21 protein-coding genes are annotated in these 24,259 nt (G+C 58.6%); 13 read left to right on the forward strand and 8 right to left on the reverse strand.

Translation table 11 applies throughout. The features are described from left to right. Nucleotides 1-139 precede the first annotated feature (139 nt). On the forward strand, nt 140-2,350 hold the full coding sequence (locus IOD40_RS06935) for an RNA degradosome polyphosphate kinase (RefSeq protein WP_198475959.1): 2,211 nt from the start codon (nt 140-142) through the stop codon (nt 2,348-2,350). Then, nucleotides 2,347-3,864: an exopolyphosphatase gene (gene ppx / locus IOD40_RS06940; RefSeq protein ID WP_198475715.1), complete on the forward strand. Its 1,518-nt coding sequence runs from the start codon at nt 2,347-2,349 to the stop codon at nt 3,862-3,864. Before IOD40_RS06935 ends, ppx begins: the two co-directional genes overlap by 4 nt. Before the next feature lie 57 nt (nt 3,865-3,921). Here the strand turns inward: ppx and rnd are convergent, their stop codons facing one another. Beyond that, a complete protein-coding gene (gene rnd / locus IOD40_RS06945; RefSeq protein WP_198475717.1) occupies nt 3,922-5,076 on the reverse strand; it encodes a ribonuclease D in 1,155 nt (384 codons plus the stop codon). A gap of 6 nt (nt 5,077-5,082) precedes the next feature. Continuing rightward, on the reverse strand, nt 5,083-6,414 hold the full coding sequence (locus tag IOD40_RS06950) for an MFS transporter (RefSeq protein WP_198475719.1): 1,332 nt from the start codon (nt 6,412-6,414) through the stop codon (nt 5,083-5,085). Between the two features lie 279 nt (nt 6,415-6,693). On the opposite strand from IOD40_RS06950, the gene aspS reads away from it, so the two are divergent. Further along, nucleotides 6,694-8,484, forward strand: coding sequence for an aspartate--tRNA ligase (aspS, locus tag IOD40_RS06955; RefSeq protein ID WP_198475960.1), 1,791 nt, complete (start codon nt 6,694-6,696; stop codon nt 8,482-8,484). 93 nt (nt 8,485-8,577) lie between these two features. Here the strand turns inward: aspS and IOD40_RS06960 are convergent, their stop codons facing one another. Further along, nucleotides 8,578-9,762, reverse strand: coding sequence for a hypothetical protein (locus IOD40_RS06960; protein WP_198475721.1), 1,185 nt, complete (start codon nt 9,760-9,762; stop codon nt 8,578-8,580). A gap of 215 nt (nt 9,763-9,977) precedes the next feature. On the opposite strand from IOD40_RS06960, the gene parC reads away from it, so the two are divergent. Next, the gene (gene parC, locus IOD40_RS06965; protein WP_198475723.1) at nt 9,978-12,260 is read left to right on the forward strand and encodes a DNA topoisomerase IV subunit A; all 2,283 of its coding nucleotides are present in this window, start codon (nt 9,978-9,980) and stop codon (nt 12,258-12,260) included. Here the strand turns inward: parC and IOD40_RS20200 are convergent, their stop codons facing one another. After that, nucleotides 12,261-12,383, reverse strand: coding sequence for a hypothetical protein (locus tag IOD40_RS20200; protein WP_267905067.1), 123 nt, complete (start codon nt 12,381-12,383; stop codon nt 12,261-12,263). A gap of 24 nt (nt 12,384-12,407) precedes the next feature. On the opposite strand from IOD40_RS20200, the gene IOD40_RS06970 reads away from it, so the two are divergent. Continuing rightward, complete coding sequence (locus IOD40_RS06970; protein ID WP_198475725.1) at nt 12,408-13,922, forward strand: ATP-binding protein; 1,515 nt, start codon at nt 12,408-12,410, stop codon at nt 13,920-13,922. Here the strand turns inward: IOD40_RS06970 and IOD40_RS06975 are convergent, their stop codons facing one another. The 4 genes from IOD40_RS06975 to hemB form a co-directional block, all read right to left on the reverse strand. Further along, nucleotides 13,923-14,804 (reverse strand): DMT family transporter, encoded by an 882-nt coding sequence (locus IOD40_RS06975; RefSeq protein ID WP_233713881.1) that lies wholly within the window; start codon nt 14,802-14,804, stop codon nt 13,923-13,925. 57 nt (nt 14,805-14,861) lie between these two features. Continuing rightward, nucleotides 14,862-15,623 (reverse strand): arginyltransferase, encoded by a 762-nt coding sequence (locus IOD40_RS06980; protein WP_198475727.1) that lies wholly within the window; start codon nt 15,621-15,623, stop codon nt 14,862-14,864. A 101-nt stretch (nt 15,624-15,724) separates the two neighbouring features. After that, nucleotides 15,725-16,192, reverse strand: coding sequence for an RDD family protein (locus tag IOD40_RS06985; protein ID WP_198475729.1), 468 nt, complete (start codon nt 16,190-16,192; stop codon nt 15,725-15,727). Nucleotides 16,193-16,270: 78 nt separating this feature from the next. After that, the gene (gene hemB / locus IOD40_RS06990) at nt 16,271-17,302 is read right to left on the reverse strand and encodes a porphobilinogen synthase (RefSeq protein WP_198475731.1); all 1,032 of its coding nucleotides are present in this window, start codon (nt 17,300-17,302) and stop codon (nt 16,271-16,273) included. 110 nt (nt 17,303-17,412) lie between these two features. Here hemB and IOD40_RS06995 point away from each other — a divergent pair, with 110 nt between their 5' ends. From IOD40_RS06995 to IOD40_RS07030, 8 genes are all read left to right on the forward strand, one after another. Beyond that, on the forward strand, nt 17,413-17,841 hold the full coding sequence (locus tag IOD40_RS06995; protein ID WP_198475733.1) for a DUF6163 family protein: 429 nt from the start codon (nt 17,413-17,415) through the stop codon (nt 17,839-17,841). Nucleotides 17,842-17,987: 146 nt separating this feature from the next. Further along, nucleotides 17,988-18,503 carry a transcriptional regulator LdtR gene (gene ldtR, locus IOD40_RS07000; RefSeq protein WP_198475735.1) on the forward strand — a complete coding sequence of 172 codons (516 nt, stop codon included), beginning with the start codon at nt 17,988-17,990 and terminating at the stop codon, nt 18,501-18,503. Nucleotides 18,504-18,722: 219 nt separating this feature from the next. Further along, a complete protein-coding gene (locus IOD40_RS07005; protein ID WP_198475739.1) occupies nt 18,723-19,976 on the forward strand; it encodes a L,D-transpeptidase family protein in 1,254 nt (417 codons plus the stop codon). Between the two features lie 159 nt (nt 19,977-20,135). Next, the gene (glyA, locus tag IOD40_RS07010) at nt 20,136-21,449 is read left to right on the forward strand and encodes a serine hydroxymethyltransferase (RefSeq protein ID WP_198475741.1); all 1,314 of its coding nucleotides are present in this window, start codon (nt 20,136-20,138) and stop codon (nt 21,447-21,449) included. A gap of 34 nt (nt 21,450-21,483) precedes the next feature. Beyond that, nucleotides 21,484-21,948, forward strand: coding sequence for a transcriptional regulator NrdR (gene nrdR, locus IOD40_RS07015; RefSeq protein WP_198475743.1), 465 nt, complete (start codon nt 21,484-21,486; stop codon nt 21,946-21,948). A 6-nt stretch (nt 21,949-21,954) separates the two neighbouring features. Then, nucleotides 21,955-23,070 (forward strand): bifunctional diaminohydroxyphosphoribosylaminopyrimidine deaminase/5-amino-6-(5-phosphoribosylamino)uracil reductase RibD, encoded by a 1,116-nt coding sequence (gene ribD / locus IOD40_RS07020; protein ID WP_198475745.1) that lies wholly within the window; start codon nt 21,955-21,957, stop codon nt 23,068-23,070. Beyond that, nucleotides 23,070-23,687 carry a riboflavin synthase gene (locus IOD40_RS07025; RefSeq protein ID WP_198475747.1) on the forward strand — a complete coding sequence of 206 codons (618 nt, stop codon included), beginning with the start codon at nt 23,070-23,072 and terminating at the stop codon, nt 23,685-23,687. The genes ribD and IOD40_RS07025 overlap by 1 nt, the downstream gene beginning before the upstream one ends. Nucleotides 23,688-23,801: 114 nt before the next feature. Continuing rightward, nucleotides 23,802-24,257 (forward strand): 6,7-dimethyl-8-ribityllumazine synthase, encoded by a 456-nt coding sequence (locus IOD40_RS07030; protein ID WP_198475749.1) that lies wholly within the window; start codon nt 23,802-23,804, stop codon nt 24,255-24,257. The last annotated feature ends 2 nt before the right edge of the window (nt 24,258-24,259 follow it).

Here is a 24,259-nt window from a genome sequence, read left to right on the forward strand (position 1 = left end):
TCCTTGCCGATTGCGCCTGAGGGAGCGTTTGCCGCATAAACGTGGTCTTTGCAAGTTGGTGATATCAAACTGTCGCAAATGGCTGTCACGAGCTAAGGTGGCAGGATCCCGTAGCCTGCGGCTAAGGATGAACATGACTATGAACGAGCTCAAGTCCGCGACGAGTGAATTTACCGGAGAAATCCATGCCCTGGCGGCTGCGCCTGATGGCAATCCCGATCGTTTCGTCAATCGGGAGTTCTCCTGGCTACAATTCAACCGGCGGGTCTTGAATGAGGCGGAGAACGCGAATCATCCGCTACTGGAGCGCGTTCGCTTCCTGTCGATCTCTGCAGCTAACCTCGACGAGTTCTTCATGGTCCGCGTCGCGGGGCTCGCCGGTCAGGTTCGACAGCGCATTGCGATCAAAAGTCCTGACGGCCGCACTCCCGAGCAGCAGTTGGAACTTCTCCTGTTCGAAGTGGCGCGTCTGCAGGAAGACCAGCAACGCGTCTACGCCCATCTGACCGACCTTCTGCGCAATGAAGGCATTGAAGTCGTCCGCGCCGAGCACCTCAAAGCAGCGGAGCGTGAGTGGCTTGAAGCGCATTTCATGGAAGCAATCTTCCCGGTCCTGACCCCGCTTTCAATCGATCCGGCGCACCCGTTCCCGTTCATTCCGAATTTGGGGTTCTCAAGTGCACTGCAACTGCGCCATCTGCGAAATCGCGAGCAGATGACGGCGCTCCTTCGCTTGCCGGTCGCGCTTCCCCGCTACATCCAAATCCCTGGAGACGGTTCCCGGGTACGCTTCATCAAGCTGGAAGAGGTTGTTGCCCTGCACATAGGCAAGCTTTTTCCAGGCTACGAAGTGGAAGGTTCTGGCACATTCCGCATCATACGTGACTCGGATATCGAGGTGGAGGAAGAGGCAGAGGACCTCGTGCGGCTATTCGAGAGCGCCTTGAAACGCCGACGGCGCGGTCAGGTGATCCGTATCGAGTTCGATGACAAGATGCCCGAAGCGCTACGGGAGTTTGTGGCGACCGAGCTTGAAGTGCCGTCCTCGCGAATCTCGATCCTTCGAAGACCGCTGGCGATCAATCAGGTGTCTGAACTTGTTTCAGTTCCTCGTGATGAGCTGAAGTTCACACCGTATAATCCTCGCTTCCCCGAGCGTATCCGCGAGCATGGCGGCGATTGCTTTGCGGCGATTCGTGAGAAGGACATCGTCGTTCACCACCCATATGAGTCGTTCGACTCGGTCGTACAGTTCCTGCGACAGGCCGCTGCCGACCCGGAAGTGGTGGCGATCAAGCAGACCCTGTACCGGACCTCGAACGACAGTCCCATTGTACGAGCGCTCATCGATGCAGCAGAGGCGGGAAAGTCCGTTACGGCGCTGGTTGAACTTAAGGCAAGGTTCGACGAGGAAGCGAATATCCGCTGGGCAAGGGACCTTGAACGTGCCGGAGTGCAGGTCGTGTTCGGCTTTCTCGAGCTGAAGACCCACGCGAAGATGTCATTGGTCGTGCGGCGTGAGGATGGAAAACTGCGCAATTACGTCCATCTTGGCACTGGAAACTACCATCCGATCACGGCGCGGATTTATACCGACCTGTCTTTCTTCACCTCTGATCCGGTGATAGCGAGGGACGTGGCGCAGATTTTCAACTTCATCACGGGCTATGCGGAGCCAACGGGGGAGATGCACCTCGCCATCTCGCCGTTCGGACTCAGAAGCCGCATTCTCGAGCATGTCGCGGAAGAGATCCGTCACGTGGAAGAAGGAAGGCCCGGGCAGATCTGGATGAAGATGAACTCGCTTGTCGATCCCATCATCATCGACGCGCTGTACGACGCCAGCCGGGCAGGGGTCGAAATCGACCTCGTCGTGCGCGGCATCTGTTGCCTGCGGCCTCAGGTGCCCGGTCTGTCGGATAACATCCGGGTAAAGTCGATCATCGGGCGCTTCCTCGAGCACAGCCGCATCTATTGCTTTGGCAATGGCAGCGGCTTGCCGTCCGATGATGCCATCGTATTCATAGCGTCGGCCGATCTGATGCCCCGCAATCTTGACCGACGGGTTGAGACACTGGTTCCGATCACCAACCCAACCGTTCACGAACAGGTGCTTGGCCAGATTATGCTCGGCAACATCATGGACAACCAGCAGAGTTTTGAAGTACTGGCGGACGGAACCTCGCGGCGGATAACACCCGAGGAAGGCGAAGAACCGTTCAACGCGCAGGAGTATTTCATGACCAATCCGAGCCTGTCGGGTCGAGGTGATGCCCTGAAATCTCACGCGCCACAGCGTATCGCGCAGTATAAGCGCGGCAAGAAAGCCAGCGTGGCAACCCCCGCATGATTTCCCAATCGCAGGGCCGGCTCCCAGATCGCCGGCCTTTGTCAATCGTAGACATCGGCTCCAACTCGATCCGCCTCGTCATCTATGAGGGAATCGCGCGTTCGCCGACGATACTTTTCAACGAAAAGATGATGGCCGGCCTCGGCCGTGGAATCTACTCCACCGGCAGGCTGGACCCGGAAGCGGTCGATCTCGCTCTCGAAGAGTTTCGGCGCTTCCGAGCGTTGTCGGAGCAGGCGGGTGCTGAGTCGTTGCATGTGATCGCAACCGCTGCTGCGCGAGAGGCCGAGAACGGTCCCGATTTCATCCGGCGCGCCGAAGAGATCTTTGGCGTTCCGATTCGAGTTCTCAGCGGGCGCGAAGAGGCAAATTATGCAGCGCTGGGAATCGTCTCTGCATTCCGCGATCCTGATGGGATTTCAGGCGATTTGGGCGGCGGAAGCCTTGAACTCGTCGACATTCGGGGCAGAAATCGTGCCGAGGGTACCACACTCCCTCTTGGCGGCCTGCGCCTGCAGGAGATGGCCAAGGGATCGATAGATTCAGCTGTTGCGATTGCGCGCACAGAACTGAAACGAGCCAGCTTTCTGGAAGAGGGGCGCGGACGCACTTTCTATTGCGTAGGCGGCACCTGGCGTAACCTTGCCCGCCTGCACATGAATATGCGGGGATATCCACTCGAAGTGATGCATCACTACGAGTTTGATATGTCCACTTTTAGCAGCTTTTTGCGACAGATTATTGACGGTGACCTGTCGAGGCTGAAAGGTATCGATCGGATTTCAAAATCGCGCCGCGCACTGCTGCCGTATGGTGCTGCTGTTCTGCGCGAAATCTACCAGGCAATGACACCTGAAAAGGTTGTCGTCTCGGCCCTCGGTGTACGTGAAGGCTATCTCTACTCGCTTCTGGATGAGGAAGGCCAGCGGCAGGATCCGCTGCTGTCCGCAGCCGAGGAACTGGCGGTTCTGCGGGCTCGGTCGGTCACACATTCGCGCGAACTTGCGACGTGGACCGGTGAGGCTTTCGAAGCATTCGGGATCGAGGAAACGATCGATGAGGCCCGCTATCGCCGTGCTGCCTGCCTGCTGACTGACATTGGTTGGCGCGCACATCCGGACTACCGCGGCACGCAATCGCTGAACATCATCGCTCACGCCGCGTTCATTGAAGTCGACCATCCCGGTCGTGCCTTCATTGCCCTGACGAGCCTTTTTCGGCATGAGGGCATCTATGAGGACGCGGTTTCGCCGGTGATGGGAACGTTGGCGGGCCCGCTCTACCTGCAGCGGGCGCGGATCCTGGGGGCGCTGCTGCGCGTCGTCTATCTTTTCTCGGCCGCCATGCCCGGGGTCATACCCAATCTGAAGTGGCGCAAGGGCGAGGGCGGCAGACTGTCCCTGGTCGTGCCGCGTAAATACGCCGATCTCACGGGCGACCGGCCGGACCGTCGCATGGCATTGCTAGGGAAGGTGTTGCGTCGGCCGATGGATATCGTTCTGTCCGACGATTGATCGCCCAGGCACGGCAGGTGTCTGCCGTGCCCTTGAACGGCGATCAGAGCGCGAAAGTCACTTCGTCTCGAAGACCGTGATCTTCCGATTTTCGAATTTCAGCGCGATTTCACCGCGTACGAGGGCGAGGGCGCGCTCGCCGAACACTTCTCGTCTCCAGCCCTGCATAGCCGGCACGTTTGCATTTTCGCCTGATGCGGCGATTTTTTCGACGTCGTCTGAGGACGCGAGCACTTTCGGTGCCACGCCCTGCTGCTCGGCGACGATCTTCAGCAGGACTTTAAGGAGTTCGGCTGCGGCGCTGGTGCCCTCTGCCTGCTGGACAAACTTCGGCAACTTGGGCAGCTGATCCTTGGGAATATCCAGCGCCTTATTGACGATCTCCAGCACTCCCGCAGCCGAAGACGAGCGTTCCCAACCTCTGGGCGTCGTACGAAGCCGGGCGAGAGCAGCCGCGTCACGAGGTGCCTGCTGCGCAATCTCGAAGATCGCGTCGTCCTTCAAAACGCGCCCGCGGGGAACGTTGCGCTCGCGCGCTTCGTATTCCCGCCAGGTTGCAACCGCTTGCATGATTGCAAGCTCCTGCGGCTTGCGTATCCGCAATTTCAATCGCTTCCAGGCGTCTTCGGGAGCGGGGTCATATGTTTCGGGCGATGTCAGTACGCCCATCTCTTCATTGAGCCAGTGGGCGCGGTTCTCCCGCTCAAGGTCGGCCTTGAGATGAAGGTAAACGTCGATCAGATGTGTCACGTCAGCGAGCGCATATTCCAGCTGCTTCTCCGACAACGGGCGGTGACGCCAGTCGGTAAAGCGAGACGTCTTGTCGATGCGCGCGCCAGTGATCTTCTGAACAAGCTGGTCGTAGGAAACGCTGTCGCCAAACCCACATACAGCCGCTGCGACCTGCGTGTCGAACATGGGGGAAGGGATGATCTTCCCCATGTGGTAAATGATCTCGACATCCTGACGGGCAGCGTGGAACACCTTAATCACGCTTTCGTCGGCCATCAGACGGAAAAAGGGTTCCAGATCGAGGTCTGGAGCCAAGGGGTCTACAAGGGCGGTGACGCCCGGAGCCGCCATCTGGATCAGGCACAGCTCCGGCCAAAAGGTCGTCTCGCGGATGAACTCGGTATCAATGGTGATAAATTCGGAGCGCGAGAGCTCCCCGAGTGCGGTTTCCAGTTCTTCCTGGCGGGTGATGAGATGCATCAGGCTCTATGATCTTTTGTTTGGTGTCTCCATCCCAGTCGGCGGCGTTCGCGTCAAGTCTTCTGCTTCATATGTGCAGGCATTCCCACTCTTCTGTTGTGTCCCAGGTCGTGATCCACCTGTTTGCCACTGAGCCAGGCGGGCAAAAAGCGTGGAAGTGCGCAAAAGCGCTGTAAAGCGACCACGCTCTCCATCCTCCGCCGGGCCGCGTACGAGCATTCGCCAGACAATTATCGCGAGAAACGCCACGTATACGGCTGTTGAGAAGTGGAAAAGCGCGTGCGGCCCGTACTGCTCCATCGCTGCAGCCGCAGTGAAGGGACCTGCGATGGCTCCAAACGAGTAGAACAACATCAAGGCTGCGTTCAGCATGACGAACTCATTGGATTCGGCGCGGTCATTGGCGTGGGCAGCCGAGAGCGAATAGAGCGGCATGGCGAAACAGCCGAAGACAAAGATGATCGCGAAGTTGAGCATCCTGCTGTCGCCTGCAAGAAATCCAATCGCGGCAGCACTGCCCATGGCGAGTGTGGTTGTTACCAATATGACCTTCCGCCGGTCGTATCGATCGGACGCATAGCCAAGAGGATACTGGATCAGCGCGCCACCTATGATCGACATGCTGACGAAGGTTGCGACATCGGCGACCGACATGCCGATATTTTGTGCGTATATGGGCGACAGAGTCCGGAATGCACTATTGGTCATGCCAACCGCCACGCAGCCCAGCGCAGCGAGCGGCGATATCGTCCATGCGCGTTTCAAATCCAGTTTGATGTCTGGTGGGGCCGCAGGATTTGATCTGTCTCCCAACGAGACCGGTACCAGCGACATGGTGATCATGATCGCCATTACCGCGAAGATGGTGAAGCCCTCGGTCCCGAAGAACGGTATAAGGAACTGCGCACCGGTGACCGCACCCAGGTCAACGATGCGATAGACGGCGAGAACCCGTGCTCGGTCGGAATTTGCGACACCTGAATTCAACCAGGCCTCTACGACCGTGAATAAGCCAGCAAAGCAAAATCCGGACACGAAACGTGCGCCGATCCAGGTGAACTCGTCGACCGAGATGATCATGACCAGCGTCGCGCATGCGGCGACGGCCGCCAGCGCGGAAAAGCAGCGAATATGTCCGACCGAACGTATCAGGCGGACGATTATCAGGCAGCCGATGAGAAAGCCGGCGAAATACGCTGTCCCCATAAAGCCGATGGAGGCGGGGGGGAAGCCCTCCTGAACACCGCGCAGCGCAATCAGCGTCCCCTGCAGCCCATTTCCACCCAGCAGGATACCGGCCGCGAGCAAGATCGGAATGAGGGGCCGGAGGCTGTGCATGAACTGACTTTCGTTCAAATCGCGAGCTGCCTACTCCTACGACGCGCAAGACGCCCGTGCCACTGACACCGGACAAGTGGTCAATGGTCCAGAATCAGTCAGAGATAAGCAGCACTCGAAAATTGCTTGGGATGAGCCAAGGAATCGCCGGTGGTATCGCCGTATCGGTCTTGTAAAAGGCAGCGTATCCTTGACAAATAAGGCCTCTCATGCGCTCTACCGCGCAAAAGATGCCGGATTATGTGCCGGCACCCACCATATCCGGAATTTCACATGACCATGCATCGTTACCGCAGCCACACCTGCGCTCAATTGACCAAAGCCGATGTCGGCCAGACCGTTCGCCTCTCGGGTTGGGTCCATCGGGTGCGTGACCATGGCGGGCTGCTCTTCATCGACATGCGCGACCACTACGGACTGACGCAGATCGTGGCAGATCCGGATTCGCCTTGCTTCAAGATCGCTGAGACCGTGCGCGGTGAGTGGGTCATCCGCGTTGATGGTGAAGTCAAGGCGCGAACCCCTGAGACGGTCAACGCCAACCTTCCAACGGGCGAGATCGAGATATTCGCCGTTGATATGGAAGTCCTGTCGGCTTCGAAGGAACTGCCCCTGCCGGTTTTCGGCGAGCCCGAATATCCGGAAGACATCCGTCTCAAGTACCGCTTTATCGACCTGCGTCGTGAAACGCTGCACCGGAACATCGTCAAGCGCACCAAGATCATCACGGCGATGCGCAACGGCATGACGGAGGCCGGCTTCGGCGAATATGCCACCCCGATCCTGACCGCATCGTCTCCTGAAGGCGCACGCGACTTCCTCGTGCCGAGCCGGATCCATCCGGGCAAGTTCTTCGCACTGCCGCAGGCACCCCAGCAGTACAAGCAACTGCTGATGGTGGCTGGCTTCGACCGCTACTTCCAGATCGCGCCGTGCTTCCGCGACGAAGACCCGCGCGCTGACCGCCTGCCGGGCGAATTCTACCAGCTCGACGTCGAAATGAGCTTCGCCACCCAGGAAGACATCTGGGAGACGATGGAGCCGATCATGACGTCGGTCTTCGAGCAGTTTGCCGACGGCAAGCCGGTCACCAAGAACTGGCCGCGCATTCCTTACGACGTTGCCATCCGCAAATACGGCTCCGACAAGCCGGACCTGCGCAACCCGATCATCATGGAAGAAGTTTCGGACCACTTCCGTGGTTCGGGTTTCAAGGTGTTCGCCAACATCCTCGCCAACGACCCTAAGGCTGAAGTCTGGGCTATCCCAGCCAAGACCGGCGGTTCGCGTGCATTCTGCGATCGCATGAACTCGTGGGCACAGGGCGAAGGCCAGCCGGGCCTCGGCTACATCTTCTGGCGCAAGGAAGGTGACAAGCTCGAGGGTGCAGGGCCGATCGCCAAGAACATTGGTGAAGAGCGCACTGAAGCCATCCGCCAGCAGCTGGGCCTCGGCGATGGCGATGCCTGCTTCTTTGCTGCAGGCGACCCGAAGAAGTTCGCTTCGTTTGCTGGTGCAGCCCGCACCCGGGCAGGCGAGGAGCTCAACCTCGTTGACCGTGACCGCTTCGAGCTTTGCTGGATCGTCGACTTCCCGTTCTACGAATGGAACGAAGACGAGAAGAAGATCGACTTCGCGCACAACCCGTTCTCCATGCCGCAGGGTGGCATTGAGGCGTTCGACAGCGCCGACCCGCTGACGCTGAAGGCGTACCAGTACGACGCAGTTTGCAACGGCTTCGAAATCGCATCGGGCTCGATCCGTAACCAGTCGCCGGATCTGATGGTCAAGGCGTTTGAAAAGGTCGGCCTCAGCAAGGACGATGTCGAAGAGCGTTTCGGCGGTCTTTACCGCGCGTTCCAGTACGGCGCGCCTCCGCACGGTGGTTGCGCCTTCGGCATCGACCGTGTGGTCATGCTGCTGGTGGGCGCAAAGAACCTGCGTGAAATCTCGCTGTTCCCGATGAACCAGCAGGCGCAGGATCTTCTGATGAACGCGCCTGCAGAGGCAACGCCGGCTCAGTTGCGTGAATTGCACCTGCGCACAGCTTTGCCGAAGAAGGAAGACTGACCTTCGGCCGGCGGAGCATTGGCTCCCAGCTTGTGTCAGCTAGAATTGAAAATGCCCGGCAGTGCCGGGCATTTTTGTTGGAGCGTAAATACGTCAGTCGTTCGCAGTTGCGGTCACGTTCAGGGTCTTGATCAGTCCCTGCGGTGTGCTCATCCCTTCGGCCATGATCAGAGCAAAGGGAACTTCATTGGCTGGCTTTGCCGTGATGCGGATGTTTTTCGGATCATCGAGAAACGTCGACACGGCACGCGTGGCAGCGGTGGTGAAGTCTGAGCTTCCCAATTGAGCGACCGCAAACGGCACCGCACCCTTCGCGATAGCAACGACATCGCTTTTACTCATGCCCTGCATCTGCGCGACAAGCTCAAGCACCTTGCCGGTCAGCGAGTCATCTGCGAACGAGAGCTCTGCCTGTTTGAAGCTCATCTGCTGCATGAGGCCAAGCATAGCCAACCCCTGAGCAGAATTGTCACCTTCCGGGTTCTCCGCAAATGTCTTCTGGATTTCGCGAAGTGATGCAACGAGCTCGCGTGTGTAGCCTCCCAGGTTGAACGAGAAGCCGAGGGTGCCGGCGTTATCAACCGTGAAATTATTGGCAGTCAGCTCCAACTGGCCATTTTCTGGATCCCAGGTGCCGCTTGATTCGATCTTCCCGGTCATACGCTGGTAGCCAAGAGCCTCAATGATAGGCCATTGCTCGCTTCCCTCAGCCATCGAGAGATCCAGCGAGAAATGATCCACCAAGCCGCGATAGGTCATCGGGCTACCGGGGGAGGCGGGAGTGACGGTTACCGAACTGTCGGTCAAGGCGACGACTTCGGTATCGCCATTATAGACGCGAATGTCATCGATATGGGCGCGCTCGTAGAAGATGAAGCCGCCATAATTGTCGCGTACATTGTCGTTTGGCAGAAGAATGTCGTTCATGCCGATGCCACGGACGCTCAAGGAGAAGTTTTCTTCCCCGTCTACGGAGATGTCGTCCATGCTTATCGAAGCGACGCGATAGCCTTCCGGGTCATCCACAATATCCTCAAACGAGATGTTCGATACGCCAAACTCGTCTTCAGCGGTGGCTAGCGTGACGTCTTCGAGAACCGCGTCGTCGCCGCTGATGCGTGCGTTTTTCCAATTGATGCTGATGCCCTGATCCTCGAACAGGACCTTAAAGCGTTCGAGGGCCGCGTCTACACCCTGTGCCTGAGCACTGGTCAGCGGTGCCATGACAATTGCTGCCGACAGGAGCAGCAGGCGAGTTTGGCGGCGGCGATTGTTCATGGGTTCTTCCCTTCGACGTGAACAGACTTGGATCGGGCTTTCTATGCAGCGCTGCGAAGTCGCAATAGTGCCCAGAGAATTGACGTAAAGTCATTGAATGGCAATTCGGTTGTGAACTCTCGATGAACGGTGGAAAAATCGCCGGACTGCCTGTGCTTTGCGCTCTCGGGGCTGTTTCGCTTGCCGCGAATCAGCGTGTCGGATAACCCAACCCTATGGGAAAAAGCATAGTTCCGTCGGGCTCCGGCGGTGATGATCACATCGAGTCGGTCGATCTGAAGCAGGCGCTCGAAGAGCGTTACCTTGCCTATGCGCTGTCGACCATCATGCATCGAGCACTGCCGGATGTGCGAGACGGTCTGAAGCCGGTTCATCGACGCATCATGCACTCGATGCGTCTGTTGCGTCTCAATCCCGATCAGGGGTTTGCAAAATGCGCCCGCATCGTGGGCGAGGTGATGGGTAAATTCCATCCCCATGGCGACCAGTCGATCTACGACGCGCTGGTTCGTCTCGCCCAGTCCTTCTCGATGCGCTACCCGCTCGTGGACGGACAGGGAAATTTCGGCAATATCGACGGCGATAGCGCTGCGGCGATGCGCTATACCGAAGCGCGGATGACGGACATCGCGACCGAGCTTCTGGCCGGTATTACCGAGGATGCGGTCGACTTCCGTCCGACCTACAACGAGGAAGACGAAGAACCGGTCGTATTGCCTGGCGCCTTCCCGAACCTGCTTGCCAACGGATCATCCGGTATTGCGGTCGGCATGGCGACGTCGATCCCGCCGCACAACGTTGCGGAGCTGTGCAAGGCTGCCCTGCATCTGATCGATCATCCAGACGCCGAAGTCGAAGATCTCATCACGAGCGTGCCGCATGAGGACCCGGATGAGAATATGGTCCGTGGGCCTGACTTCCCGACCGGCGGCGTCATCGTCGATTCGCACGCGTCGATCCTTGAGGCTTACAAGACGGGCCGTGGATCGTTCCGTGTTCGCTCGAAATGGGCCGTCGAAGATCAGGGCCGTGGGACTTACCATATCGTCGTCACGGAAATCCCATACGGGGTCCAGAAGTCACGCCTGATCGAGAAGATCGCCGAACTTCTGATTGCGCGGCGTCTGCCTCTGCTGGAAGACATCCGGGATGAAAGCGCAGAGGATGTACGCGTCGTTCTGGTGCCCAAGAGCCGCACGGTTGATCCAGAGATCCTGATGGAATCCCTGTTCAAGCTGACGGAGCTCGAAGCGCGCTTCCCCTTGAACATGAACGTACTGTCGCGCGGCAAGGTGCCGGGCGTCTTGTCGCTCAAGCAGGTGCTGCGGGAGTGGCTGGACCACCGCAAGGAAGTGCTGGTCCGTCGCTCCAATCACCGCCTCAATGAAATCGTCCGGCGGCTTGAGATCCTTGGCGGCTTCCTCATCGCCTATCTCAATCTCGATGAGGTGATCCAGATCATCCGCGAGGAAGATGAGCCCAAGCCAGTCATGATGGCCCGCTGGGACCTGACGGATTTGCAGGCCGAGTCGATCCTCAACATGCGCCTGCGTTCTTTGCGCAAGCTTGAGGAGTTCGAAATCCGCAAGGAGTTCGACGTGCTGTCTGAAGAAAAGGCGCAGATCGAGGCTTTGCTGGCGTCCGAGCAGAAGCAGTGGAAGACCATCCGCTGGGAGGTCGACAAGCTGCGCGATCGCTTTAGCTCCACGACCGAACTCGGGCGTCGTCGTACTCAGTTTGCCGATGCTCCGGAACACGATCTTGAGGATATTCAGCAGGCGATGATCGAGCGTGAGCCGATCACCGTAGTGGTTTCGGAAAAGGGCTGGCTGCGCGCACTGAAGGGCCATCTGGCGGATTATTCCACGCTCAGTTTCAAGGAGGGTGACAGCCTGATGCTCGCCTTCCACGCGCAGACGACTGACAAGATCCTTTTCCTGACGACTGGTGGAAAGTTTTTCACCATTGGAGCCGACCGGTTGCCAGGCGGCCGCGGTCACGGCGAGCCGATCCGTATTATGGTCGACATGGAGAACGATCAGGCGATCGTTACCGCTTTCGTCCACGACCCCTCGCGCAAGCTCCTTCTGGCCTCCTATGCCGGCAACGGTTTCGTTATCCCCGAAGCCGACGTCATCGCGAATACGCGCAAGGGGCGTCAGGTGGTCAACGTGAAGGCACCGGACGAGGCGAAGTTCTGTGTTCCGGTCGTTGGCGACCACGTGGCTGTCGTCGGTGAAAACCGGAAGCTCCTTGTCTTCCCGCTTTCGGAAGTCCCGGAGATGGGGCGCGGCAAGGGCGTGCGCCTCCAGCGCTACAAAGATGGTGGCATCTGCGATATCAAGACCTTCGCTCTGGAAGAAGGTTTGACATGGCAGGATTCTGCCGAGCGGACATTCACCCGAAACAAGGAAGAACTGGTCGAGTGGATGGCAGCGCGCGCGTCAGCCGGCCGCATGGTGCCAAAGGGCTTCCCGCGCACCGGCAAGTTCGGTTGATCAGCTAGTCTCGTCGCCTGAGAACGCGCCCTGCGACCATTCGCGGGGCGTTGCAAGTGCCTCTCCTGTGAATTGCGCCTCGCGAGAGGCCCAAGGAGTGGTGGTGAGTGCTATGCCTGTCATGGCGCAACAAACGGAGGTTTCTGGATGACTGTCGGCATCGATCTTGGAAAGGGCGCGAGCGGCGCGTCCGCGAAGGTCGATCTGGAGGAATTGCTTGCCACGCGATTGCTGGTCCAGGGCAACTCCGGTTCCGGCAAGTCTCACCTTCTGCGCCGCCTGCTGGAGCAATCTGCGCCTTGGGTGCAACAGTGCATCGTTGACCCGGAAGGTGATTTCGTCACCCTGGCCGACAAGTACGGGCATCTGGTGGTAGATGCGCAGCGGACCGAGCAGGAACTGACGCGCATCGCCGGTCGCATTCGCCAGCATCGCGTCTCGGTCGTCCTGAATCTCGAAGGCCTCGATGCCGAGCAGCAAATGCGTGCCGCGGCGGCGTTTCTAGGCGGAATGTTCGATGCGGAACGGGAGTTCTGGTACCCGGTCCTGGTCGTTGTTGATGAGGCGCAGCTATTTGCGCCCGCTGCCGGTGGAGACGTATCCGACGAGGCGCGAAAACTTTCCCTCGGCGCAATGACGAACCTCATGTGCCGGGGAAGAAAGCGCGGACTTGCCGGGGTGATCGCGACACAGCGCCTCGCCAAGCTCGCAAAGAACGTTGCGGCCGAGGCTTCGAACTTCCTGATGGGACGAACCTTCCTCGACATCGATATGGCGCGTGCGGCCGATCTCCTTGGCATGGACAAACGTCAGGCTGAACAGTTCCGTGATCTGGAACGCGGACGATTTGTCGGGCTTGGACCAGCTATTGCGAGGCGCCCGGTGCCTATTGCCATTGGTCCGGTGGAAACATCAGCGCGGTCGGTCAGCCCGAAGCTTATGCCACTGCCGGACACGGCGCCTGAAGATGCGGCCGAGTTGATTTTCAAGATCGATCCGGAAGAGGAGCGGCGTATCATTCGTCGTCCGCCGCCACCGCCTCCTGCGCCCACGGCCGAAATTCTGGAGCGGCTGACGAGACAGCGAGCCGAACCCATCGCGCCAGAGCCGCCGCCGAGCCTTTTCCCGGAGATAGATCAAGCCGAGCGGGAAGCCGCACTCGCCGCCGTTCTGCGTGAAATCGTTGATGATCCCGATGCAGGTTTCCGCTCAGTGGCCGTGTTGTATCAGGATTTCCTCGTTCGTTGCCGCATTCATCGGGTTCCAGGTGTCGCGCCTGATCTCAATAATTTCAAACGGCGGTTGGCGATTGCTCGCGCCGGTGTTGATGAGGAAACCGCCGAGAGCGAAAGCTGGGCGCAGGCGGTTCAGATGGCTGATACGCTTACGGACGACATCCGTGGCGTATTCCTGGTTGTTGCGCAGGCGGCCCTGTCCGGTTCGCCGTGCCCCTCGGATGCGACTTTGGCCCGCGCTTACGGCACGCACTCGCCATCGCGCGCCCGACGGCTTCTGACTTATTTTGAAGAACGTGGATTGCTAGTCCTGAGGACAGACTTTCACGGCATGCGGATCGCTGTGTTTCCTGAGCTCTCCGCAGAGACTGCGCCGGGCGACCCCAATGCGCCCGACGAGCTGGAGAGCAGGGACGCTGCCGAATAATCAGGCAGCGAGCCGGCGCTTGCGGCTTTTCTTCAGTTGCCAAACGGCATGGATCAGTAGCGTCACGATCAGGATAGCCCCGCCGAACAGGCTCTGGTTCGATGGGACTTCGGCAAAAATGTACCAGACCCAGATCGGGGCGAGGACCGTTTCAAGGAGGTAGAACATCGCCACCTCCGGGCCGCTGATGTATTTGGGCCCGGTTGCCAGCAGGAAAAATGCAATTGGGATCACGACCAAGCCGTCGAAGATGATCCACCACGGAGCCTCTACATTGAGGCCGTTGCTCGCTACCATGGTACCGCCAACCAGTATTGGCGCGATGACGGCAATCAGTGGCGTAAAGCCCATATCGCGACCACTGGCGCGAGAGATGACAATGGCCGTCGCGATCGAGATGGCTGCTCCCAGAGCCAGAAGATCACCGAACCATCCGCCGGAACTCAGTCCGTCCTGCACGATGATGGCAATTGCCAGGATCATGACGCCCATCGCCAGAAGCGTTTGTGGGCGTGGTACCTCCCGCAGGAACACCCATGACAGCACGGTGGAGAATACGGTGCTGAACGCGACGATGAAAACGAGATTGGCGGTGGAAGTGTAGAACACCGCGCTCATGAAGCAGATTGACGTAACACCGTAGCACGCAACTACGGCGAGGCCGGCCTTGCCTGGGATCAATGGCGGCACATCCCGTGAGATAGCTCGCCAAACGAGCCACGCGATCAATGCAGCAACCAGTGTGGAGGAGCCACGGAGCAGCAAGATCGACCAGACGTCACCACCAGCAAGTTTGATAAGCGGGATGTCGAAGGCGAGTGTCACGCCGCCAATGGCTGTCAGGATCAGCCCTTTCGTATGTGGCGACATGGTTTGAGACATACAAAAACTCCTGCGCCGCAACGCGCTATCTATTCGTTTGTGATTCAGGAAAGGGCGTCAGCGCGTATTTTCGGGAACGAACCTGTCCCAACCGCGCGGTCCGAGATGTTCCTGTGGTTCAAAGCGAACCTTGTACGACATCTTGGGAGAACCGTTCACCCAATAGCCGAGGTAGATGTGAGGAAGTCCCGCAGATCGCGCCCTGTTGATATGATCAAGGATCATGAACGTGCCAAGCGAGCGATCTTCCATCTCAGGATTATAGAAGGAGTAGACCATCGACAAGCCATCACTCATGCGATCGGTCAGGGCGACGGCGATCAACTCACCATCACCTTCGCCGGTAATGAAGCTGTCGGGCCCACGGCGGCGATATTCGATGACGGTCGTATCGACGTGGGTATCTTCGATCATCATGGAATAGTCAAAGACGCTCATGTCGGACATGCCGCCGCTCTTGTGGCGTCGATCCAGGTATGCCCGGAACAGGGAGTATTGCTCGGTGGATGTCTCGGGAGCCTTTGCGGTTCCTATCAGGTCGCTGTTGCGCGACAGCACCCGCTTCATATTGCGGGTAGGCTTGAACTCATCAACCAATATGCGGACAGAGACGCAGGCTCGGCAGGTCTCGCAGGCCGGGCGGTAGGCAATATTTTGCGAGCGACGAAAACCACCCTGCGTCAGAAGGTCATTCAGTTCCGGCGCACGATCACCAAGCAGATGCGTAAACACCTTCCGTTCCTGCTGTCCTTCCAGATATGGGCAGGCGGATGGTGCTGTCAGGAAGAACTGGGGTGATTGTGTTGTGTGATGCGTCATGGCCTTCGACGGTCGTCCCAACCACGGGTACACCCAGATAAGCTCGTCTGCCGGGCCGAAAAGTCAACCGAAAAAGATTGAACCACGCTTGCCACTTAGCCTCATCGGTCGGTTCGCGTAACCACGGTACCAAGCAGAAGGTCATGCACCGTTCTCTTACGCTCCAGAAAGAGGGTCGCGAGCAGGATCAGCGGCGTCAGGACTGCGTTGCCGGCCCAGAACAAAACGGTATGAACGATGGCGAGCATACCATCCACGGGACGGTGATCGAGCCGTTGAAGCCGCAGGCTCATCATGCGCATTCCTATGGTTGCCTGGCTCGCGCCTCCCATCGTCTTCCAGACGTAGATCAGGGCGACCGCGGGGCAGATGATCGCAAACAGCATCCAACCGAGGCCAAGCGTCAAAATTCCCAGAAGGAAGACGAAAATCGCAATAGGTATGACAAGCAGGCCAATGATCAGATAGTCGATCAGAAATGCGAATACGCGTCGTGAGCGAACGCCATCATAGACACGGATGTCATCCAGGCGGTCGCTAATGATATCACCGTCGTAAGTGCGGCCCATTGTTTCAGTCCTCATTGTGCAGGACAGGTGGTAGTTGAGGCCCGCTGATTCAACCGCAAAGCGGTTCTCTTGCTCGCGCTAGCCTTCTTGCTTCAGAAGTTCCGCAACGCGCGGCGCGTAATAGGTGAGAATGCCGTCACAGCCAGCACGCTTGAACGCCAGCAGTGATTCCAGCATCGCCTTTTCGCCATCGATCCATCCATTCGCGGCGGCCGCCTCGATCATCGCGTATTCGCCGGACACCTGATAGGCGAATGTCGGTACGCGAAGTTCGTGCTTCAGGCGATGAATGATATCGAGATAAGGCATGCCGGGCTTGACCATCAGCATGTCTGCGCCTTCGAGCAGATCTTGTTCCGCCTCGCGGACCGCCTCGTCAGAGTTCGCGTGGTCAAGGTAATAGGTTTTCTTGTCGCCCCGCAGAAGACCTTGAGTTCCGATCGCTTCGCGGTACGGGCCATAGAAGCATGATGCGAACTTGGTGGCGTAGGACATGATCGGGACGTCCTGAAAACCGGTAGCGTCCAATGCATCGCGGATTGAGCCGACGCGGCCATCCATCATGTCTGATGGAGCGATGATATCTGCCCCGGCTTGCGCCTGCAAAACTGCAGCCTGAGTGACCTGTTCGACGGTTTCATCGTTCACGATAATGCCGTTGCGAAGAATTCCGTCGTGGCCATGGCTGGTAAACGGATCCAGCGCCACGTCAGTGATGATGCCCATTTGCGGCACAGCGGCTTTGATCGCGCGTGTCGCCCGATTGATGAGGTTGTTCTCGTCGAGGATCTCCGACCCCGCGTCGTCTTTCAGGGCATTGTCGATCTGCGGGAAGGTGGCGATGGCAGGAATGCCCAGTTTCGCGCCTCGTTCTGCCTCCGCGACGGCGAGGTCTACTGTCATACGGAAGACGCCCGGCATGGCATCTACCGGCTCGCGCCGATTTTCCCCCTCCATGATGAAGATCGGCCAGATGAGATCATCCGCCGTCAGACGGTTTTCCTGCACCAGGCGGCGCGACCAGTCTGCCTTGCGCATGCGGCGCAGGCGCCGCGATCCTGTGATCTCGTCAACGGTGCGAACCAGGGGCACCCGCGAATGTATGCTCATGATACGGACTCCAGTTTCCGCGCTTCTAGCATGGTGATCCCTGTCGGGCCAATTGCTTGCGGATCAAACATGCTGCCCTATGCTGCATGACGAATCTCGGAGGATAATCAATGCTCGCCACGAACGAGTTTTTTGCACGGACGCCGTCACACGCGACCCCGCTCGAGCTCACGTGGCAATGGTTTCTTCGGGTCGTAGCTACGATCAGTCTGGGGCTGGGCATTCTATATTGGATCCGGCTTATCGGCTTTTATGAGGGCGCACAGTGGCGCTTTGACCTTATGCCTGTGCATTGGCAGGTGGCTTCGGTCGCCCTCGCGGTCCTGTTTCCGTTCGCGGCGAGCGGACTTTGGATGCTTGCATCTTGGGGGCCGGTCATCTGGTTCCTCTGCGCAGCGATCGAAGTCGGGATGTACCTGGGCTTCCCCACTTTGTTCGGGTTTCACCTCGAGATTTTGATCGCGCATGCTGTGGTGGCGGTCGCGTACTGCACCCTTCGGGTCATCTTTTTTCTGAAGTCCCGAAAGGAGGCGGATTAACTGAGCATTAGTCCTGTCTGTCTCTTCCGCCCGGTAAGCCCCTGTTAAGCCTGCGGTTTAAGTCGAATTTTATAGGTATTCGATATGGTCGGGCCAAGGTGAGAACAAAAAAGAAAATCACCAGGCGTCAAACAAGAGGCAAGACCATGATGACTTCCCGTCAGGCGGCGAAGCCCGCGGCTAAGCATGAAGATCGCAAGGATGCGATCCGGAATCTCTACATGGAATCTTTGCAGCTGGTGGAAAGACTTCATCGCCGGTTGCTCGATGTGATCAAGGACGAATTTGATCGGAACGGTCGTTCAGACATCAACTCGATCCAGGCTCTTTTGCTCTTCAATATTGGCGATGCAGAACTGACGGCTGGTGAGTTGCGCTCCCGCGGTTACTATCTCGGATCGAACGTTTCCTACAATCTTAAGAAACTGGTCGACCTTGGCTTCATCAATCACCAGAAGTCCCGTGTTGATCGCCGCTCGGTTCGCATCAGTCTGACTGAGAAGGGGCAGGAAGTGGCTGAAGTCGTGGCCCGTCTCTACGAGCGCCACATCGGCTCGATTGAGCAGGTCGGCGGTATCAATGCGGACGAGTTCATGCAGATGAACCGCGCGCTCCAGCGCCTCGATCGCTTCTGGAACGATACGATCGCCTATCGCATGTAGTTGCATTCAAGACACGACTGTCGAAACCGCGTGCGCGATGGCGCGCGCGGTTCGCGTTGTTTGGCCTGACGCCACTTTAACGCCATAAAAGCGTGTGAGCCAGAACAGGTCTCGTATGGGCGTTACTACCGTTTGGGGTATGTTAACCCTACGAGACTTATTGCTGAGTGGTGCCGCGGAGTGTGACGCGGCGGACTTTTGAATGCCAGGACCATCTCAATGAAGACAAGTCGTCGAAACTTCCTTGCAGGTGTGGGCGTCGGCGCAGCCGCGACAGCTCTTGCAGCGCCCGCAAAAGCGCAAAGCGTCATCGATGAAATCCTCTCGTCGCATTCGCGAGCAGGGTGGGACAACCAGTTCGACGCACGTTCGACAGCTCAGCCGGGCAGGGTGGTGTCCACGTCCCCTGTCTTCAGTCCGCAGACCGTTTCCTACATTGAGCAGACGCTGCAGCACTATTCGAACGTTGTCGCCAATGGCGGTTGGCCGATGGTGCCGGCGCAAAAGTCATTGAAGCTCGGCGTCGTTGACCCCGACGTCCAGGCTCTGCGGCGGCGGCTGATGGTTTCCGGAGATCTGCCAGAGTCAGCGGGAATTTCCTCGGCATTCGATTCTTACGTTGATGCTGCGCTGAAGCGCTTCCAGCAACGACACGGTCTGCCCGCAGATGGGGCAACCGGTCGCTTTACCTACGCCGCAATGAATGTGCCGGCGAATATCCGCCTTGGGCAGCTGCAGACGAATCTCGAGCGTCTTCGCGCGATGCCGGCTGACGTGCATGGCCGGTTCGTCATGGTCAATATTCCGGCTGCAGAGATCGAGGCGGTGGAAGGCGGTCGCGTCGCGTCCCGCCACGTTGCGGTCGTCGGAAAGATCGATCGTCAGACGCCGATCCTCAATTCGCGGATCCACGAGATCAACATCAATCCGTACTGGAATGCCCCGGAGTCAATTGTCCGCCGGGATATCATTCCCCTCATGCGCAAAAACCCGAACTATTTGCGAGATAATAACATCCGCATTCTTGGGCCGAACGGTGAGGTTGATCCTTTGACGATCGACTGGAACACTGAGGAAGCAGCAAAGCTTCGCTTCCGTCAGGATCCGGGCCGCATCAACGCCATGGCGACGATGAAGATCAACTTCCATAACTCTCACGCGGTCTATCTCCATGACACGCCGCAGCAGAGCATGTTCAACGACCTTGAGCGTTTCCACTCATCAGGTTGCGTGCGCGTCCAGAACGTACGTGATTTGGTTACTTGGATCCTGAAGGAGACCTCAGGCTGGGAACGCCGCCGCATCGAGCAGACGATCCAGGCCGAATCGGACGTAAAGGTGCCAGTTACCAATCCGGTGCCCATCCATATGACTTACATCTCGGCATGGGCGACGGATCAAGGTGTGGCGCACTTCCGTGATGACATCTACGGCATGGATGGTGTCGAAGCGCTTCAGATCTCGACCCTTTGAGGCCGAACGGCCCCTCGTAAAGGCCGCCGCGAGGCGGCTTTTGCGTTTGTGGCGCAAAGCCGCAAGCAAATTTCGCGGCTGCGCATGGCCGCATGCCGGGAAGTATGGTAATCGCGCCGCGTTCACGCCACTTCCAATTTTAGTCCGAAGGACAGGTACATGGCCATTGCTTCCGCAGCGTCGGCAGATGCTTCCGCTTTCTTCACCCAGCCGCTCGAGGAGCGCGATCCAGAAATCTTCGCCGCAATCCGCAGCGAACTTGGTCGCCAGCGCGATGAGATCGAGCTGATTGCGTCGGAGAACATCGTTTCTCGCGCCGTACTCGAGGCGCAGGGTTCGATCATGACGAACAAATACGCGGAAGGGTATCCGGGCAAACGCTACTATGGTGGCTGCCAGTTCGTCGACATTGCCGAAGAGCTTGCAATCGAGCGCGCCAAGCAGCTGTTCGACTGCCAGTTCGCTAACGTGCAGCCGAATTCCGGCAGCCAGATGAACCAGGCTGTGTTCCTTGCGCTGCTGCAGCCGGGCGACACCTTCATGGGTCTTGACCTGAATTCGGGCGGTCATCTGACCCACGGTTCGCCGGTTAACATGAGCGGCAAGTGGTTCAATGTCGTATCCTATGGTGTGCGTGAAGACGATCACCTGCTCGACATGGATGCGATCGAGAAGCAGGCGCATGAGACTAAGCCGAAGCTGATCCTGGCCGGTGGCACTGCCTACTCCCGCATCTGGGACTGGAAGCGCTTCCGCGAGATCGCAGATGCTGTCGGCGCCTATCTCATGGTCGACATGGCGCATATTGCGGGCCTTGTTGCGGGTGGACAGCATCCGTCACCGCTTCCGCATGCGCATGTTGTCACCACGACGACGCACAAATCGCTGCGTGGTCCCCGCGGCGGCATGATCCTCACCAATCACGAGGATATCGCGAAGAAGATCAATTCGGCCGTGTTCCCTGGCCTTCAGGGTGGCCCGTTGATGCACGTCATTGCTGCCAAGGCTGTGGCCTTTGGTGAGGCGCTGAGGCCAGAGTTCCAGACCTATGCAAAGAACGTTGTCGACAACGCGCGTGCGCTGGCAGAAAGCCTGAAGGAAACCGGTCTCGACATCGTTTCAGGTGGCACTGATAACCATCTGATGCTTGTCGATCTGCGTCCGAAGAATGCGACTGGCAAGCGCGCCGAGGCAGCTCTTGGCCGCGCGCACATCACCTGCAACAAGAATGGTATTCCTTTTGATCCGGAAAAGCCGTTCGTGACTTCAGGTGTTCGTCTTGGAACCCCAGCTGGAACGACCCGCGGTTTTGGTGCTGCCGAATTCACTGAGATCGGCCAACTGATTGCCGAGGTCCTGGACGGTCTCAAGGCTGCGAACTCTGACGAGGGCAACGCCGCCGTCGAGCAGGCTGTGCGTTCGAAGGTGGAGGCGCTTTGCGCGCGCTTCCCGCTTTACCCATATCTGGGGTAGACCTACGACGAACAAGATTCGTCGGGGATGAGCGATGCGTTGCCCATACTGCCAGTCTGAAGACACGCAGGTAAAAGATTCCCGCCCCGCAGAAGACGGGGCGGTCATCCGCCGCCGCCGGGTGTGCCCGATATGCGGCGGTCGTTTTACGACCTTCGAGCGGGTGCAATTGCGCGACCTCGTGGTCATCAAGCGCTCTGGGCGCAAGGTTGCGTTCGATCGTGACAAGTTGCTTCGGTCCATGGAGACCGCTGTGCGCAAGCGTAATGTCGATCCTGAACGGATCGAGCGCGCTGTAAGCGGCATACAACGCCAGCTTGAGAGTTCCGGCGAGTTCGAGATCAATTCCGGCGACATTGGCCGCCTCGTGATGGACGCCTTGAAATCCATCGACGACGTCGCCTATGTGCGTTTTGCTTCGGTCTATCGCAATTTCCGCGAGGCCAAGGATTTTCACGATGTCCTCGGCGAGCTGCGGGGCGACGAAGACGAGGACTAATCAGTCATGGTGGCCAATGCGCCCGAGATCCCCAGCGAGATGGATCGCCGTTTCATGGCTGCCGCGATCAGGCTTTCGCGACGCAATCTCGGACTGACGGGCACCAACCCTTCTGTCGGCACACTGATCGTTCGCGACGGAGTTATTGTCGGGCGCGGTGTCACCGCTCTTGGTGGGCGGCCTCATGCTGAGCCACAGGCGCTTGCAGAGGCTGGAGAGCTCGCGCGGGGGGCCACGGCTTATGTCACCCTTGAGCCATGCGCACATCACGGTCGCACACCTCCTTGTGCAAACACCTTGGTCACTGCGGGGGTTGCCCGGGTGGTCGGAGCTGCGACGGATCCGGACCCTAGGGTCTCCGGGCAAGGTTACGCGATATTGCGAGCGGCGGGGATTGAGGTCACTGAGCGCGTCCTCGCTGATGAAGCTGCCGATCTAATGGCGGGTTACCTTACGCGCTCTATAAGCCTCCGGCCGGAAGTCACTCTCAAACTTGCGGTTTCGGAAGACGGGATGATCGGGCGCGAAGGAGAAGGGCAGGTCTCCATCACCGGGCCGCAGGCCCGTGCTCAGGTGCATGTCATGCGGGCGGAATCCGACGCTATTCTCGTCGGCATTGGAACTGCGCTTGCTGATGATCCGGAATTGACCTGCAGGCTGCCGGGGCTTGCCGAGCGCTCGCCGATCCGTATCGTCCTGGACCGCGCGATGCGACTGCCGCTCAGCTCGAAGCTGGTCAGGTCTGCCCGCGACGTTCCGGTTCTGGTCGCTTCTTGCAACGTCACTGCTGCTTCGGAGCGCCGCGAGGCGCTGGCCACCCATGGCGTCACCTTCATCGCGGCGGAGACTTACGAGAACCGCCTCGCACTTCCGGAGCTGCTTGAGGATCTTGGCGCCCAAGGAATTTTGACTGTTCTCGTTGAAGGCGGAGCAAAGACAGCTCGTCATTTTCTCGAGGAGGGGCTGGTGGACCGGATCGCCCTGTTCACCGGGCAGGCGATCGTCGGCGCCGGTGGAATTGCGTCGCCGATTAAGCGGGATTTGGTGCCGGAGGGCTTCAAGCTCCAGCGTGAAGCGCGTTTCGGCGAAGACGAATATCTTGAATTTGTGAGGACACGCTGATGTTCACCGGTATTGTGACAGACGTTGGGACGGTTACGTCCGTCTCGCCGCTGGCAGAAGGCGTCAGGCTGCGCATTGGGACCGTCTATGATCCGGCCACGATCGATATAGGTGCTTCGATCGCATGCGCTGGCGTCTGTCTGACTGTTGTCGCATTGCCGGAACAAGGTTCCAAGGAGCGTTGGTTTGAGGTTGAGGCCTGGGAAGAAGCGCTGCGGCTCACCACCGCCGCTAGCTGGAAAGCTGGTTCTCGCATCAACCTCGAACGCGCCTTGAAGATCGGTGATGAGCTGGGCGGGCATATCGTATCGGGTCACGTTGACGGGATTGCACAGATCGTCGAGCGGAAGGAAGAAGGCGACGCGGTGCGCTTCACCCTGGTAGCGCCGAAAGAATTTGCGCGCTTCATAGCGCCGAAAGGCTCAGTCTGCCTTGATGGGACATCGTTGACCGTCAACAGGGTTGACGGCGCACGATTTGACGTATTGTTGATCCAACACTCGCTCTCTGTCACCACTTGGGGAGAACGCGGGGTTGGCGATCCGGTCAACCTCGAGATCGACACGATGGCCCGCTATGCGGCTCGCCTGGTGGAAGCCACGAACCAAGGCTTCTAGTTTGATCGACCACAAGAAGGAGCCTTGCGCACGGCGCAAGCCTCCAACGCTAACGAACCGCTTGCTAAGGGACCTGCTTCGGCCTAATTGACCGAACAATCTCCGGAGTATCGCATGACCATGACCACCTCGCCTCGGCTCCTCATCGTTGAGGCACGCTTCTATGACGATTTGGCGGATGCCCTGCTGGATGGGGCAAAGGCTGCATTGGATGCGGCCGGTGCCAAGTACGATGTCGTAACGGTTCCGGGCGCGCTCGAGATTCCGGCAGTCATCTCCTTCGCGCTTGATGGCGCAGAAAATGGCGGTGTCGACTATGACGGCTTTGTCGCGCTCGGCTGCGTTATCCGTGGCGAGACGTATCACTTCGATATTGTCGCAAATGAATCCTGCCGTGCGCTGATGGATCTTGCCGTCGAGGAATCGCTCGCCATTGGCAACGGCATTCTGACCGTCGAGAATGGTGAGCAGGCGTGGGCGCGCGCCAAGCGCAGCGAAGGCGACAAGGGCGGGTTCGCAGCTCGCGCCGCGCTGACCATGATCGCTCTGCGCGAACGGCTCGGAGCTTGAAC

The sequence above is a fragment of the Aquamicrobium zhengzhouense genome (assembly GCF_016124105.1).
Taxonomy (GTDB): Bacteria; Pseudomonadota; Alphaproteobacteria; order Rhizobiales; family Rhizobiaceae; genus Aerobium; species Aerobium zhengzhouense.

Excerpts from the sequence above, each read along its gene's own strand:
- glyA (WP_198475741.1), top strand. The coding sequence starts at position 20,136 with ATGGCCATTGCTTCCGCAGCGTCGGCAGATGCTTCCGCTTTCTTCACC.
- ldtR (WP_198475735.1), top strand. The coding sequence starts at position 17,988 with ATGATGACTTCCCGTCAGGCGGCGAAGCCCGCGGCTAAGCATGAAGAT.
- IOD40_RS06975 (WP_233713881.1), bottom strand. The coding sequence starts at position 14,804 with ATGTCTCAAACCATGTCGCCACATACGAAAGGGCTGATCCTGACAGCC.
- IOD40_RS06980 (WP_198475727.1), bottom strand. The coding sequence starts at position 15,623 with ATGACGCATCACACAACACAATCACCCCAGTTCTTCCTGACAGCACCA.
- ribD (WP_198475745.1), top strand. The coding sequence starts at position 21,955 with ATGGTGGCCAATGCGCCCGAGATCCCCAGCGAGATGGATCGCCGTTTC.
- aspS (WP_198475960.1), top strand. The coding sequence starts at position 6,694 with ATGCATCGTTACCGCAGCCACACCTGCGCTCAATTGACCAAAGCCGAT.
- IOD40_RS06950 (WP_198475719.1), bottom strand. The coding sequence starts at position 6,414 with ATGCACAGCCTCCGGCCCCTCATTCCGATCTTGCTCGCGGCCGGTATC.
- IOD40_RS20200 (WP_267905067.1), bottom strand. The coding sequence starts at position 12,383 with ATGACAGGCATAGCACTCACCACCACTCCTTGGGCCTCTCGCGAGGCG.
- hemB (WP_198475731.1), bottom strand. The coding sequence starts at position 17,302 with ATGAGCATACATTCGCGGGTGCCCCTGGTTCGCACCGTTGACGAGATC.
- IOD40_RS06970 (WP_198475725.1), top strand. The coding sequence starts at position 12,408 with ATGACTGTCGGCATCGATCTTGGAAAGGGCGCGAGCGGCGCGTCCGCG.
- ppx (WP_198475715.1), top strand. The coding sequence starts at position 2,347 with ATGATTTCCCAATCGCAGGGCCGGCTCCCAGATCGCCGGCCTTTGTCA.
- IOD40_RS07005 (WP_198475739.1), top strand. The coding sequence starts at position 18,723 with ATGAAGACAAGTCGTCGAAACTTCCTTGCAGGTGTGGGCGTCGGCGCA.
- IOD40_RS06985 (WP_198475729.1), bottom strand. The coding sequence starts at position 16,192 with ATGGGCCGCACTTACGACGGTGATATCATTAGCGACCGCCTGGATGAC.
- rnd (WP_198475717.1), bottom strand. The coding sequence starts at position 5,076 with ATGCATCTCATCACCCGCCAGGAAGAACTGGAAACCGCACTCGGGGAG.
- IOD40_RS07025 (WP_198475747.1), top strand. The coding sequence starts at position 23,070 with ATGTTCACCGGTATTGTGACAGACGTTGGGACGGTTACGTCCGTCTCG.
- nrdR (WP_198475743.1), top strand. The coding sequence starts at position 21,484 with ATGCGTTGCCCATACTGCCAGTCTGAAGACACGCAGGTAAAAGATTCC.
- IOD40_RS06935 (WP_198475959.1), top strand. The coding sequence starts at position 140 with ATGAACGAGCTCAAGTCCGCGACGAGTGAATTTACCGGAGAAATCCAT.
- parC (WP_198475723.1), top strand. The coding sequence starts at position 9,978 with ATGGGAAAAAGCATAGTTCCGTCGGGCTCCGGCGGTGATGATCACATC.
- IOD40_RS06995 (WP_198475733.1), top strand. The coding sequence starts at position 17,413 with ATGCTCGCCACGAACGAGTTTTTTGCACGGACGCCGTCACACGCGACC.
- IOD40_RS07030 (WP_198475749.1), top strand. The coding sequence starts at position 23,802 with ATGACCATGACCACCTCGCCTCGGCTCCTCATCGTTGAGGCACGCTTC.
- IOD40_RS06960 (WP_198475721.1), bottom strand. The coding sequence starts at position 9,762 with ATGAACAATCGCCGCCGCCAAACTCGCCTGCTGCTCCTGTCGGCAGCA.